Raw genomic sequence first — 13,048 nt, 5'->3', positions numbered from 1 at the left:
GCCGGCATCGCCCGCGCGCACCGCTCGGCTCCCGCATGACCCGCCCGGCCACCCGCCCGGTCACCCGCCCCGAGGCCGGTGCGCGACGATGATGTCGTGATGATCGACGTCGACGTGGTGGTGATCGGTGCGGGGCAGGCCGGACTGTCCGCCGGGTACCACCTGCAGCGCCGGGGCTTCGTCCCCGCCGACCGGTCCACCGCCGGCGATCGGACCTACGTCATGCTCGACGGCGAGGACGGCCCCGGCGGGGCGTGGCGGCACCGGTGGGAGTCGCTCACCATGAGCACCGTCAACGGGATCTTCGGGCTCCCAGGCGTCCCGGTGCCCGAGGTGGATCCCGCACTGCCCAGCCGGGAGGTGTTGCCCGCCTACTTCGCCGACTACGAGGAGCGGTTCTCGCTGGGGGTCAGGCGACCGGTGTGGGTGCGGCAGGTGCGCCGCACCCCGGACCGGCGGGACGGCACGGGAGACGGCCGCCTCGTCGTCGTCACCACCCGGTCCGACGGGGCCGGTGACGACGACGAGGTGTGGCACGCGCGGTACGTCATCAACGCCACGGGGACGTGGACGCGACCCTTCTGGCCGCACTACCCCGGCCGCGAGAGCTTCCGCGGGCGCCACGTCCACGTCCACGACTACGTCCGGGCCGAGGAGTTCGCCGGGCAGCGCGTGGTGGTCGTGGGCTCGGGGATCTCGGCGACCCAGCTGCTCGAGGAGATCTCGCGCGTGGCCGACACCTTCTGGGTGACCCGACGGGAGATCGAGTGGGCCACGGGACCGCCCCCGGAGAACTTCTCGGCCGCCATCTCCGCGGTCGCCGAGCGCACGGCCATGGGGCTGGCGCCGGAGAGCGTGATCCGGGTGACCGGCATGTACCGCACCCCGTGGATCGATCGCGCGGAGGCCCGCGGGGCGCTCGTCCGACACCCGATGTTCACCCGGATCGAGCCCGACGGGGTGCGGATGCCGGACGGGACGCTCGAACCCGCCGACGCGATCCTGTGGGCCACCGGGTTCCGGCCCGCCGTCTCCCACCTGGCGCCGCTCGGTCTGCGCACCCCGGCCGGGGGGATCCGTGTGGTCGACGGACGGGCGCTCGACGAGCCGCGACTGTTCCTGATCGGCTACGGCCCGTCCCAGTCGACCGTGGGGGCCAACCGGGCGGGCCGTGACGCCGTCCGTGCGATCACGATCGAAATCTGATGAGCCGGTATCAGAGCGTCCGGGAGATCAGTTCCTTCATGATCTCGTTGGTCCCGCCGTAGATCTTCTGCACGCGGGCGGAGGCGTACATCCGCGCGATCGGGTACTCGGTCATGAAGCCGTAGCCGCCGAAGACCTGGAGGCAGCGGTCGATGATCTCGCACTGCTTGTCGGTGCAGAAGTACTTGGCCATGGACGCCGTGGCCGGGTCCAGCTTGCCCTCCAGGTGCAGGGTGATGCAGTGGTCCAGGAGGGTGCGCGCGGCCAGGGCCTCGGTCTTGCACTCGGTCAGCTCGAAGCGGAGGTTCTGGAACTTCAGGATGGGCTTGCCGAACGCCTCGCGCTCCTTGGCGTAGTCGATCGCGAGCCGGACCGCGGTCTCGGCCGCCGCCACGGCGGTGACGGCGATGATGAGCCGCTCCTGGGGCAACTGCTGCATGAGCTGGATGAAGCCCTGGCCCTCACCCTCCTCGCCGCCGAGGATGTTGGCGGCGGGGATCCGCATGTCGTCGAAGAACAGCTCCATCGTGTCCTGGTACTTCAGACCGATCTTGTCGAGCTTGCGACCGCGGTCGAAACCCGGCAGGTCGGTGGTCTCGGCGAGGAGCAGGGACAACCCCTGGGCGCCCTCGCCGCCGGTGCGGGCCACGATGATCAGCAGGTCGCAGTGCATGCCGTTCGAGATGAACGTCTTGGCGCCGTTGACCACCAGGTCGTCGCCGTCCCGGACCGCCGTGGTGCGCAGCGCCTGGAGGTCGGACCCCGCTCCGGGCTCGGTCATGGCGATCGCCCCCACCATCTCGCCGGTGGCGAGCTTGGGCAGGAAGCGGGTCCTCTGCTCCTCCGTTCCGTACTGGAGCAGGTAGTGGGCCACGATCGTGCTGTGGACCGAGTTGCCCCAGCCGTCGTCGAGCGCGCGGGTCTGCTCCTCGGCGATGACCGTCTCGTGCGCGAACGTGCCCCCGCCGCCGCCGTACTCCTCGGGGATGGAGATGCACAGCAGGCCCGCATCGCCGGCCTTGTTCCAGAACCCGCGGTCCACGGCGCCCTCGGCGGCCCACCGCTCGAGGTTCGGCGCGGTCTCCTTGTCCAGGAACGCACGCGTGTGGGCGCGGAGGGCGTCCAGGTCGTCGGTCATCCACGGGGAGCGGTAGGGGGCGGTCTCGAACACGGGGAGTCTCCAGGGGTCGGTCGCGTGGGCCCGGGCGGCCCCGCTCGACCACCACAATACGAGTGCATGCTTTGCTATGCAATCGTATTGTCGCGGTATCGTCTCAGGCATCGACCGAACGCAGACGCCGTTCGAGGGCGGGGAAGGGGTGGGGCGCATGGCCGGAACCACTGCCGACCGGGGCGTGGCGGCGGACGGGGACCTCACGGCGCGGGCGCGGATCCGCTACGCCGCACTGGCCCTGTACGCCGAGTACGGCGAGGACAGGGTCTCGATGCGCCGGGTGGCCGCCGAGGTCGGGGTGACGATCGGACTGATCCAGCACCACTTCGGCACCAAGGACGGCCTGCGCCGCGCCGTGGACGATCTCGTGGTGGAGCGGGTGGTCGGGGCGTTGTCGACGGTGGAGCACACCGGGACGGCCGCGGAGGTGGTGGAGGCCCGGAACGTCGCCGTCCGCGAGATGCTCCGGCAGAACCCGCAGCTCGTGAGCTACCTCAACCGGGCCCTGCTGGAGCCCGACGGCCGCGGGGCCCCGCTGCTGGAGGCGATCGTCGACCTCACCACCAGGGAGGTCGAGGGGCTGCGGCGCGGGGGTCTCGCCTCCACGCGGACCTCGGACAAGGTCCAGGTGGTCCGGACGCTCGTCGACCAGGTGGGGGAGTTGTTCCTCCGGCCCGTGGTCGAAGCCATCTGGGCGCATATCGGTGGCGACCCGGGCGAGTGCCCCTCGATCAGGATCACGGTCGAGGGGCACTGAGGTCGAGGGGAGCTCAGTTCGACCGGGCACGTCAGACGGCCGGGCCGCCGCGAGGGGCGGCCCGCGCCCGTCGTGCAGTCGGAGCCCGCGCCCGTTAGGCTGTGAGCGCGTATACCCGGGCAGTCTGCCGGGGTGGGAAGGACACGCTCATGAGGTTCACCGGTCTGGCCAAGCTCGCAGTGACCGCCGTGATGGCCGGTGCGACCGCCCTCGCGGCCCCCGCCGCGGCCCAGGCCGCGATCCCGGTCTCCGGGGGCACCCCCGTGCTGGTCAACGGCGTTGCCGGGTGCACCCTCACCGCGGCGGGTTACGACGCCGCCGGCACGCCCGTCGCCTTCACCGCCGCCCACTGCAGCGATCGGATCAACGCCCCGGTCATCCTCCGGGGCGACCCGGGAGCCGGTGTCATCGGCACCGTCGCGACGCGCAACGAGATCCTCGACTACTCGGTGATCCGCCTCAACCCGGGCGTCGTGGTGCCCGTGCGCCAACCCGGGGTCACCGGACGCGGTCCCGCCCCGGAATTCGGCGACGTGGTCTGCAAAGACGGGATGTCCACGGGGCATACCTGCGGCATCACGTGGCAGCGCGACGGAGCCGAGTTCTGGAGCCACGCCTGCGCCGGATACGGGGACTCCGGCGGGCCCGTGACCCGCGACGGCCGCCTCGTGGGGTTGCTGTCCGGCGGACACATGCCGCCGGCCGCGGGATCGGTCGGAAGCATCGGCGCTCTCCTGCCGTCCTGCCTCCACCCCGTGCAGTCACCCGTGTTCCTCCCGGCGCTGGCGTACTCGTTCGACGCGATCGTGGCCGACGCCACCGACCGGAACTGGCCCGGACGCGGCTTCCGGATGGCCTGACCGGCGGCCGGACCGGCCGCCCGAAACCGGTGTGGATCACCGGCCCGCCTGGTACGACTGGGGTCACCCCGGACGAGAGGTGACCCCATGACCCACACCGACACCCCTGTTCCCCCCGAGCGACGCGACCGGGCGAGCCGCGGAATGTTCATGATCCTCGCGCTGGTCGTCGTGGTGGTCGTCGTCGGCGTCCTGGTGTTCTTGTTCACGGGTAACGCCGAGGAGTCCGCGCAGCCCGCTGCGGAGGACCCCCAGACGGCGCTCGCCGACGCCATCACGGCGGAGGTGGAGGACGCCGGCGTCGAGTTCGAACCGGGACTCGTGGCCGTGGACTTCCCGATCCGGCAGGGGCCCACCCCGTCCTCCGCCGTGGAGAGTGCGCAGGACGGTTCGATCGCCGTGCTCCGGGCCGTTCAGGGGTCCGACTGGTCGGGGACGGTGGAGATCACCGCGTTCACCGCGCCCGGGGACCAGCCGGAGGAACAGAACGGTCAGGAGGTGGTGCGGATGGTGTACCTACCCGAGACGGTCGATCGGCTCGACCCCGACGGTATCGGACGCGAGGACGTGTGGGCCGAGGCGGACGAGCAGTTCGTGGATCCGGCTCTGACCGGGTAGCACGTAGTTCGACGCCCCTCATCGCCTCCACAGTTCTTCGGTCTCGGCCGCACCCGCCTCCGACCGGATGCGCTGCCAGTTGCGGCCACCCCGGGCGAACGTGGCCCGCACGGCGGCGGGGACGATCGACCGGTCTGTCGGCTCCGATCGCCACCGGCAGTCCCGGACGTGGACCAGGTCCACCTCGTGCGCCTCGTCCGAGTCGTCGTGGCGCCACGGCCCCCCGAGACGCCCGAGCCAGTAGTTGCCGTCGACGTCCCGGGTCCACACATATGCACCGTCGGGCACCCGGGCGAACCGTTCGAGGCGGCGGGCCAGCCTGTCGTCGTGCTGCGCCGCGGCGGCGTCGACCGCCTCGGCGAGCGATGAGGGTGGCGGCCCCGCCAGGCGGCCGCCCATGCCGCAGAGCCCGACGCGCAGGCCCCGCTCGACACCCACCCCGTCCGCCACGGCGTCGTCCCTCGACCGCATCGGGGCCCTGAACAGGGGAACGTCGTCAGCCGCCATCGGAACTGCTCCTCTCGGGGCACCTGCTCGGGTGGGACGGGTGCGGGAAGGGCGAGCCCCGCGAACGAGGAACGCCTCCGCGGATCAATGATCCACGGAGGCGTCCGTCGTTCTCAACCGCGCATACGGCCGCGGCTCACTTCAGTTCGGCGCTCGACAGGTCGAGGATGCGCCGCGCGATCACCAGCTGCTGGATCTGCTGCGTGCCCTCGAAGATGTCGAGGATCTTGGAGTCGCGCGACCACTTCTCCAGGAAGCTGCGTTCGGAGTAGCCGTAGCTGCCGGCCAGCTCGACCGCGCCCAGGGTCACGGCGGAACCGGTGCGCCCGGCCTTGGCCTTGCACATCGATGCCTCCTTGGTGTTGGGCATCTTGTTGTCTGCCATCCACGCCGCGCGGAGCGTGAGCAGGTAGGAAGCCTCCCAGTCGGCTTCGAGGTCGAGGTACTTGGCGACGGCGGCCGGCTGGCTGGTGGCCGGACGGTCGTAGTCGATCTCCATGCCGGCCTCCTCGAGGAGGGTGCGGATCTCCTCGAGCGCGGCCCGGGCGACGCCCACGGCCATGCCGGCGACCAGCGGCCGGGTGTTGTCGAAAGTCTGCATGGCACCAGCGAAGCCCTTGTCCACGCGGACCTCCGGATCGCCCAGAAGATTCTCTTTGGGGACCCGGCAGTCGGTGAAGCTGATCTGCGCCGTGTCCGAGGCCCGGATGCCGAGCTTGTGCTCCAGCCGGTCGACGGAGACGCCGGGATGGTCCCGGGGCACGACGAAGGACTTGATCGCGGCGCGGCCCTTGCTCTTGTCCAGGGTCGCCCACACCACGATGTGATCCGCGCGCTGGCCCGAGGTCACGAAGATCTTGGTGCCGTTGATGACGTACTCGTCGCCGTCCAACCGCGCGGTGGCCGAGACGGCGGCCGAGTCGGAGCCGAATTCGGGCTCGGTGATGGCCATCGAGGCCCACACCCGGCCGAACTTCTGCATCTGCTCGTCGCTCGCCACGGCGGCGATGGCGGAGTTACCCAACCCCTGGCCGGGGACGGACAAGGTCAATCCCGCGTCGCCCCAGCAGGTCTCGATGGCATTGAGCAGCGACTTCATATTGCCGCCGTTGGACACGCCCTCGCGCCGGGGTGCGCGACCTGATCCCATGGTGGCGCCGGAGGCCGCCTGACCGGCGTCCTCCATGGCCTCCATCATGGCCTTGAGGGTGTCCAGCTCGACGGGGTACTCATGCTCGGCGAGGTCGTACTTGCGGGAGATGGGTCGGAAGATCTGCATGGCCACCTGGCGGGCCTGGTTTGCACCCGCCTGCAGCTTCTTGGGGATTTCGAGATTGATCATCGCTTCAGGTCCTTGGTCCGGTTCGGGAGTGTGGCGGAGCGGGCGGACGTCACAGGACCACCACGCCCTCGGCCACTCCCACGGCGCGCAGGTCGCGATACCACCGCTCGACCGGGTGTTCCTTGGTGAACCCGTGGCCACCGAGCAGCTGGACACCGTCGAGGCCGATCTTCATACCTTTGTCCGCGGCGATCTTGCGGGCCAGCGCGGCCTCGCGGGCGAAGGACAGTCCCTGTTCGGCGCGGGCGGCGCCGCGCCAGGTGACCAGGCGCATGCCGTCGAGTTCGGTGGCCATGTCGGCCACGGCGAACGCGACCGCCTGCCGGTGGGCGATGGGCTCGCCGAAGGCGTGACGCTCCTTGACGTACGGGGTCACGTAGTCCAGGACGGCGTGGGAGGTGCCCACGGCGAGGGAGGCCCAGCCCAGACGCGACAGGCGGATGACGTCGGCGTAGGCCGAGGACCGGTCCTCCGGCGAGACGTCAGCGCCACCGAGGATGGCGTCGGCGGGAAGGGAGACGTCGGTGAGGACGAGTCGGCCGAGGCCGGCGGCGCGCAGGCCCATGGACGGGTCGGCCTCCACCACGAGTCCGTCGGTGTCGGATTCCACGACGAAGAAGGTCGGCGCGCCGTCGAGGGAGGCGGCGACGACGAAGAGTTCCGCGCTGCCGGCCGTGGGCACCATCGACTTGACGCCGCTGAGCGTGAACCCGCCGACGGTGCGGGTGGCGGTGGTCTTGAGATTGAACGGGTCGAAGAGTGGCTGCGGCTCGGCCACCACGACGGCGGCGGCGGGGACCTGCTCGGAGGCGAACGCCGGGAGGTATGACTTCTGCTGGGTGTCCGAGCCGAACTGCGTCAGGGTGGTGGCCACGCCGGAGGGGGCCAGGATCGGCAGGGCCAGGCCCATGTCGCCGTAGGCCAGGGCCTCGGCGACCAGCGAGTTGGTCACCACACCGCGCTCGGACGCGATGCCCTCGAACTCCTCGGGCACGTTGAGCATGGTGGCGCCGATCTCGGCCGAGCGCTCGAGCAGCGACGCGGGTGCCTCGGCGGCGGCGTCGGCGTCGTGCGCGGCCGGCCGGATGACCTCGGCGGCGAAGTCCCGGACTGTCTCGACGATCATCTGCTGGTCGTCGTCCAGGGTGAGGTCGAACAGGTCGGGCCTCGCCTCGGAGTCGGCGTCGGGCAGACGCTTGGGCGCGCCGGATCCGGAGACCTTCTTGAACGACTTGGTGGCGGCGCCGAGGGTCTTGAAGCCGGTCTTGGTGGCCTCGTAGGTGACCCGGTCGACCTTCTGGCGCAGATTGAAGCGCTCGGCGAACTCCGACCCGGTGATCGTCGTGAGCGCGCGCATCGCGGCTCCGATCGCGTCGATCCTCGTGGGGTTCTTACCCGGGGTGGAGGCCTCCGCGCGTCCGGTGGTGGACGGGGACGTGGGGTTCTTGCTCATCATCACCAGCTGTTCTCGTGACGGACGGTGGACGGTGCTGTCGTGGACATCTTACTTCGGAGTAAGTTCCGAACGCCAGACTTTGCCCTCAAGTCGTCCCAGCCCCTGGTGAGAGCCTCGGGCTCAGCCCCGGAGGAGCGCCACGGCGTGCTCGACGGCCCCCGGACGGCCCGCCACGAACCAGTCGTAGCCGTTCACCTCGACGGTCGCGCAGAGCCCACCCGCGCCCTCGACCAGGGCCCGTCCGGGGAGCCAGTCCCACTCCGGGCACGAGTGCTGACACCACACCGAGTGGACGCCGCAGGCGACCGACGCCAGGTCGACGGAGCCCGATCCGAGCATCCGGATCGTCGCCGCACCGCGGCTGACCCGGTGGAAGGGGTCGGCGAGGTCGGGGTCGGCGAAGAACGGAGGGTGGAGATAGGTGGCCAGACTGCCGGCGGCGAGGTCGCCGGGGGTGAGGCGGGTCACGGGGACGCCGTTCCGACGGGTGGGTACGTCCGAACCCCCGACGAAGGTGTCCCCGGTGACGGGCCGGTGGACGGCCCCGAGCAGGTAGTCGTCGGGCCCGGTGACGGCCACGGCCGAACACCAGTAGTCCGAGCCGCTGACGAAGTTGTAGGTCCCGTCGACCGGGTCCACGACCCACCTGCGTTCGTGACGACCGGGGACCAGGGTGCCCTCCTCGCCGAGGACCCCGTCGTCAGGGCGGTGGCCGGCCAGGAGGGCGGTGATCTGGCGTTCGGCGGCCCTGTCGGCCTCGGTGACCACGTCGGAGACCGAGGTCTTGTGACGGACGTCCAGGCCGTCCTCGCGCAGACGTCGAGCCAGGGACCCGGCGTCGACGACGAGTCTGGCGGCCAGGTCCGCGTCCGTCATCGGGGCGACGGCCTCGTCGGACGGAGGGCGCAGGTGGCGGGTCTCAGGGGACATCGGTTTCCTCCGCTGGGCCGCAGTGGCCCGCTGACCTCGGGCGGTAGCGGGTCCGTCGCCCGCGACGCTACCCCCGTGAGTCGACGACGGGGTGTGCGCCGGACCGCGGGAGGGTGGCGGGTGGGGAAACGCGGGGCGGACGCCCGGCCGCGTAGAGTTGGATCCCGTGCACCCCGACGTTTCCGCCGACATCGCAGCCCTCGACGCCACCATGACTACGGTCGAGAAGGTCCTCGACATCGAGGAGCTCGCCCGCCGTGTCGACGAGCTGGAGCAGATGGCCGCCGACCCCGACCTGTGGAACGACCAGGACCGGGCGCAGAAGGTCACCAGCGAGCTCTCCTACATCCAGGCCGACCTGCGCAGGTGTCGCGAGCTGCGCCAACGCATCGAGGACCTCCCGCTGATGTACGAGCTGGCGGAGGAGGAGGGGGACGGAGCTGTCGAGGACGCGGACGCCGAGCGCCTCCAGCTGCGTGAGGACGTCGAGGCGATCGAGGTCAAGACGATGCTCAGCGGCGAGTACGACCAGCGTGAGGCCGTGGTCAACATCCGTGCCGGTGCCGGCGGTGTCGATGCCGCGGACTTCGCCGAGATGCTCATGCGCATGTACGTGCGGTGGGCGGAGAAGGCCGGCCACAAGGTCGAGGTGTACGACACCTCGTACGCGGAGGAGGCGGGCATCAAGTCGGCGACCTTCGTCGTCCATGACCCGTACATGTACGGCACACTCTCCGTCGAGCAGGGGACCCACCGACTCGTCCGCATCAGCCCGTTCGACAACCAGGGCAGGCGGCAGACCTCGTTCGCCGAGGTCGAGGTGCTGCCGGTGGTGGAGACGACCGACTCGATCGAGGTCAACGAGAACGAGGTGCGCGTCGACGTCTACCGCTCGTCCGGCCCCGGCGGGCAGTCCGTCAACACGACCGACTCGGCGGTCCGCCTCACCCACGTCCCCACCGGGATCGTGGTGACGTGTCAGAACGAGAAGTCGCAGTTGCAGAACAAGGTCGCGGCCATGAAGGTCCTGCAGGCCAAGCTGCTCGCACGCAAGCAACAGGAGGAGCGGGCCGCCATGGACGCGCTCGGTTCGGGCGGCAACGCCTCCTGGGGTAACCAGATGCGGTCGTACGTCCTGCACCCGTACCAGATGGTCAAGGACCTGCGGACGGAGTTCGAGGTCAACAACCCGTCGGCGGTCCTGGACGGCGACCTGGACGGGTTCATCGAGGCGGGCATCCGGTGGCGGATGCGGGAGGGGGCCGACGCGGAGTGAGGTTCCAGACTGACTTCAATCCCATCCTGAATTGGCTCAGCAACAACGGCCTCGAGGTCGTCCTCCTCGTGCTGGGCGCCGCCCTGATGACGCGGGTGATCGCCAAGATCGCGCGGATGTGGACCGGTCGGATCGACGCCAAACACACCGACGAGGATTTCTGGTCGGAGGAGTCCAAGCACCTCCACTCGCTGATCCAGGTGATCTCGTACGTCGCCGTGGGCGTGCTGTACATCCTGTTCGGAATCCAGATCCTCCTGCGCTTCGGCGTCAACCTGGTCGCACTCGTCGCCCCGGCCACCGTGCTCGGTGCGGCGCTGGGCTTCGGTGCCCAGAAGATCGTCCAGGACTTCCTGGCCGGGTTCTTCGTCCTGGCCGAGCGTCAATACGGCTACGGCGACATCGTGGAGCTCACCACTGCGACGGGCGTCACCGCGGGAACCGTCGAGGACGTCACCCTGCGCATCACCCGCCTGCGGACCCTCGACGGCGAGGCGGTGATCGTCCCTAACGGCCAGATCGTCACCGCGATCAACCAGTCGCAGGACTGGGCGCGTGCGATCATCGACGTCCCGGTGCCCAACAACGCCGACATGGACAAGGCCAACGAGGTGCTCGCACAGGTCTGTCGCGAGATCACCGACGACGAGCGGGTGGGCCAGTACGTCCTGGACGAACCCACCGTGATGGGTGTGCAGTCGATCCGGCTGGAGCAGACCGTGATCCGGTTGCTGGCCCGGACCAAGCCCGGCATGCAGTGGGAGGTGGGCCGACGGATGCGCGCGGTCATCCTGCGTCGGTTCCGCGCGGAGGGGATCGTTCTGGAGCCCGAGGCCCTGGCCGCGATCCGGGCGGGCATGCTCCGACCGCAGACCGGAGAGGGGAGCGCGTGATGGCCGAGCGCCGAGACGACGACACGACAGCCGAAGACCACACGCCCGACGACCACACACCTGAGTCCACGACCTCCGACGCGGTCTCGTCCCGCGAGCTCGGCCCGGAGGCCGAGGACAGCGCGCGGACCGAGGCGGCGACCACGCGTGAGCCCCTGATCAGCGGCGATCCGCTGGGTCTCGGGGGGACCACTGATCCCGATGCGCCGTCCCGTCGGCCGCGACCGAAGATCGTGTCCCTGCTCGGGGAGTTCTTCAGGATGTCGCGGACCACCGCGATCCTGCTGGTGGCGTTCGTCCTGTTCGCGATGCTCTATTCGCTGGTCAAGGACCAGCCGGTCGCCAGTTTCGGTACCCCACCGCCCCAGACGGACACCGCCGAGACCGAACCGCCCGCGCCGGCCGAGGGGACGACACCCGTCGAGGAGTCGCCGACCCCGGGGACCACGGTCGACCAGACGACGGTTCCGACCGCCACTCCGCAGACGTCCCCGCCGGTCACCGGAACGACGCCGCCGCCGGGACGCCAGACCCCGACGTCCCCCACGGGAGCGACCGGGCAGCAGGCGCCGCCGCAGCAGTCACCGCAGGAACAGTCGCCGCAGGAGCAGGCGCAGCAGGGAGAGGATTCCGGCGACGCCGGGGCCGGTGGGAATCCCGTGACCACGAGCTGACACCGAAGGGTCCTTTGCCTGCCGTGTGACTGGAGTAGCGCTACGCTACTCGAGTGATCAGTGCTTCCCATGTGACCAAGTCGTACGCGTCCTCGACGCGTCCGGCTCTGTCCGACGTGACCGTCGAGATCGCCGAGGGCGAGTTCGCCTTCCTCATCGGCGCCTCCGGGTCGGGAAAGTCGACCTTCCTGCGCCTGTTGCTCCGCGAGGACCGGCCCGACTCCGGGACCCTGGTCGTCGCCGGCCACGACCTCACCAGGATGAAGGCCTCGTCCGTGCCGTCGCTGCGTCGCTCGCTCGGCTGCGTCTTCCAGGATTTCCGTCTGCTGCCGGACAAGACCGTGGCCGAGAACGTGGCGTTCGCGCTGCAGGTGATCGGTAAGTCCCGCCGGACGATCGACAAGGTCGTCCCCGAGACGCTCGAGATGGTGGGTCTGGGTCGTGAGGCCGGTCGCCGACCGCACGAGCTCTCCGGCGGTGAACAGCAACGTGTGGCGATCGCGAGGGCGTTCGTCAACCGACCGAGGCTGTTGCTCGCCGACGAGCCGACCGGCAACCTCGACCCCGAGACCAGCGAGGACATCATGCTGCTGCTCGACCGGATCAACCGGACCGGGACCACGGTCCTCATGGCCACGCACGACCGACACATCGTCGACCGCTCGCGACGCCGCGTGGTGGAGTTGGTCGACGGAAGGGTCGTCCGCGACGACTCCCGCGGCACCTACGGGGTGGGGCGCTGATGGCCGCGCGGTTCATCGCGTCCGAGGTCGCACAGGGCCTGCGCCGCAACCTGTCGATGACGCTGGCCATGATCATCACCACCGCCGTCGCGTTGGCGATGCTCGGCGCCGGGGTGCTGGTGGTCATGACCGCCTCGGCCAGCCAGGTCAAATACGACTACCTCAACGAGTTCCGTGTCTACGTGGACCGGGCCATCTCCCTCGAGGACCCCGACTGCACCTCGGCGTGCGGTGAGATCCGGGACGAGTTGGAGGCCACGGCCGGCGTGGCCTCGGTGGAGTACAAGAACCCGCAGGAGACGTACGAGGAGTTCGTCGAGCTCTTCGCCTCCACCGACCCCGTCCTGGTGGAGTCGACCTCCCCGGACGCCCTGGGGTCGCGATTCACGCTCACCCTCGACGACCCCACCCGCGCGGAATCCGTGGCCGAGGACTTGGAGGGTGTCGCGGGGATCGAGGTCGTGCAGGGACAGGGGGAGCTGGTCGAGCGCGTCTTCTCCGTCCTGGACGGCATCCGGAACGCCGCGTTCGCCGTCGCGGTGGTCCAGCTCCTGGCCACCGTCCTGCTCATCGCCAACATGACGCAGATCGCGGCCTTCACCCGCCGGACCG

At 70.2% G+C, this 13,048-nt stretch carries 14 protein-coding genes; 9 read left to right on the top strand and 5 right to left on the bottom strand.

Features of this window, described 5'->3' with window-relative positions:
* The first annotated feature begins 99 nt into the window (after positions 1-99).
* Positions 100-1,206, top strand: a complete 1,107-nt coding sequence (locus G6017_RS07630) for an FAD-dependent oxidoreductase (protein WP_182616764.1) — start codon at positions 100-102, stop codon at positions 1,204-1,206.
* A 10-nt stretch (positions 1,207-1,216) separates the two neighbouring features.
* Here G6017_RS07630 and G6017_RS07625 read toward each other — a convergent pair whose 3' ends face one another.
* Positions 1,217-2,377: an acyl-CoA dehydrogenase family protein gene (locus G6017_RS07625; RefSeq protein WP_182616763.1), complete on the bottom strand. Its 1,161-nt coding sequence runs from the start codon at positions 2,375-2,377 to the stop codon at positions 1,217-1,219.
* Positions 2,378-2,534: 157 nt separating this feature from the next.
* Between G6017_RS07625 and G6017_RS07620 the strand changes: the two genes are divergently transcribed.
* From G6017_RS07620 to G6017_RS07610, 3 genes are all read left to right on the top strand, one after another.
* Entirely contained in the window at positions 2,535-3,137 is a 603-nt protein-coding gene (locus G6017_RS07620) for a TetR/AcrR family transcriptional regulator (protein ID WP_179524815.1), read from the top strand.
* Positions 3,138-3,286: 149 nt separating this feature from the next.
* Positions 3,287-3,997 (top strand): chymotrypsin family serine protease, encoded by a 711-nt coding sequence (locus tag G6017_RS07615; protein ID WP_182616761.1) that lies wholly within the window; start codon positions 3,287-3,289, stop codon positions 3,995-3,997.
* 87 nt (positions 3,998-4,084) lie between these two features.
* Positions 4,085-4,615, top strand: a complete 531-nt coding sequence (locus G6017_RS07610; RefSeq protein ID WP_182616759.1) for a hypothetical protein — start codon at positions 4,085-4,087, stop codon at positions 4,613-4,615.
* 18 nt (positions 4,616-4,633) lie between these two features.
* Here the strand turns inward: G6017_RS07610 and G6017_RS07605 are convergent, their stop codons facing one another.
* From G6017_RS07605 to G6017_RS07590, 4 genes are all read right to left on the bottom strand, one after another.
* A complete protein-coding gene (locus G6017_RS07605; RefSeq protein WP_182616758.1) occupies positions 4,634-5,122 on the bottom strand; it encodes a GAF domain-containing protein in 489 nt (162 codons plus the stop codon).
* Positions 5,123-5,258: 136 nt separating this feature from the next.
* Positions 5,259-6,464: an acyl-CoA dehydrogenase family protein gene (locus G6017_RS07600; protein WP_182616756.1), complete on the bottom strand. Its 1,206-nt coding sequence runs from the start codon at positions 6,462-6,464 to the stop codon at positions 5,259-5,261.
* A 49-nt stretch (positions 6,465-6,513) separates the two neighbouring features.
* A complete protein-coding gene (locus G6017_RS07595) occupies positions 6,514-7,920 on the bottom strand; it encodes an acyl-CoA dehydrogenase family protein (protein ID WP_182616754.1) in 1,407 nt (468 codons plus the stop codon).
* Between the two features lie 120 nt (positions 7,921-8,040).
* On the bottom strand, positions 8,041-8,850 hold the full coding sequence (locus G6017_RS07590) for an inositol monophosphatase family protein (protein WP_182616752.1): 810 nt from the start codon (positions 8,848-8,850) through the stop codon (positions 8,041-8,043).
* A 166-nt stretch (positions 8,851-9,016) separates the two neighbouring features.
* On the opposite strand from G6017_RS07590, the gene prfB reads away from it, so the two are divergent.
* The 5 genes from prfB to G6017_RS07565 all read left to right on the top strand — a co-directional run.
* Positions 9,017-10,126: a peptide chain release factor 2 gene (prfB, locus tag G6017_RS07585; protein WP_179524822.1), complete on the top strand. Its 1,110-nt coding sequence runs from the start codon at positions 9,017-9,019 to the stop codon at positions 10,124-10,126.
* A complete protein-coding gene (locus tag G6017_RS07580; protein WP_182609624.1) occupies positions 10,123-11,019 on the top strand; it encodes a mechanosensitive ion channel domain-containing protein in 897 nt (298 codons plus the stop codon). Before prfB ends, G6017_RS07580 begins: the two co-directional genes overlap by 4 nt.
* Positions 11,019-11,693 (top strand): hypothetical protein, encoded by a 675-nt coding sequence (locus G6017_RS07575; RefSeq protein ID WP_182616750.1) that lies wholly within the window; start codon positions 11,019-11,021, stop codon positions 11,691-11,693. Before G6017_RS07580 ends, G6017_RS07575 begins: the two co-directional genes overlap by 1 nt.
* A gap of 53 nt (positions 11,694-11,746) precedes the next feature.
* Positions 11,747-12,436, top strand: a complete 690-nt coding sequence (ftsE, locus tag G6017_RS07570) for a cell division ATP-binding protein FtsE (protein WP_182616749.1) — start codon at positions 11,747-11,749, stop codon at positions 12,434-12,436.
* On the top strand, positions 12,436-13,048 hold a 613-nt coding region (locus tag G6017_RS07565), incomplete at its 3' end, for a permease-like cell division protein FtsX (RefSeq protein WP_241731418.1). The genes ftsE and G6017_RS07565, both read left to right, overlap by 1 nt.

Origin of the sequence: Dietzia sp. B44 (genome assembly GCF_014145245.1) — a bacterium.
GTDB classification, from domain to species: Bacteria; Actinomycetota; Actinomycetes; order Mycobacteriales; family Mycobacteriaceae; genus Dietzia; species Dietzia natronolimnaea.
Note: the sequence above shows the minus strand (reverse complement) of the source record. Positions and strands in the feature narration are given on the sequence as shown.

Bases quoted from the DNA above. Each gene is read 5' to 3' on its own strand.
- G6017_RS07630 (WP_182616764.1), top strand. From the start codon at position 100: ATGATCGACGTCGACGTGGTGGTGATCGGTGCGGGGCAGGCCGGACTG.
- G6017_RS07620 (WP_179524815.1), top strand. From the start codon at position 2,535: ATGGCCGGAACCACTGCCGACCGGGGCGTGGCGGCGGACGGGGACCTC.
- G6017_RS07615 (WP_182616761.1), top strand. From the start codon at position 3,287: ATGAGGTTCACCGGTCTGGCCAAGCTCGCAGTGACCGCCGTGATGGCC.
- G6017_RS07610 (WP_182616759.1), top strand. From the start codon at position 4,085: ATGACCCACACCGACACCCCTGTTCCCCCCGAGCGACGCGACCGGGCG.
- G6017_RS07605 (WP_182616758.1), bottom strand. From the start codon at position 5,122: ATGGCGGCTGACGACGTTCCCCTGTTCAGGGCCCCGATGCGGTCGAGG.
- G6017_RS07600 (WP_182616756.1), bottom strand. From the start codon at position 6,464: ATGATCAATCTCGAAATCCCCAAGAAGCTGCAGGCGGGTGCAAACCAG.
- G6017_RS07595 (WP_182616754.1), bottom strand. From the start codon at position 7,920: ATGATGAGCAAGAACCCCACGTCCCCGTCCACCACCGGACGCGCGGAG.
- G6017_RS07590 (WP_182616752.1), bottom strand. From the start codon at position 8,850: ATGTCCCCTGAGACCCGCCACCTGCGCCCTCCGTCCGACGAGGCCGTC.
- G6017_RS07575 (WP_182616750.1), top strand. From the start codon at position 11,019: ATGGCCGAGCGCCGAGACGACGACACGACAGCCGAAGACCACACGCCC.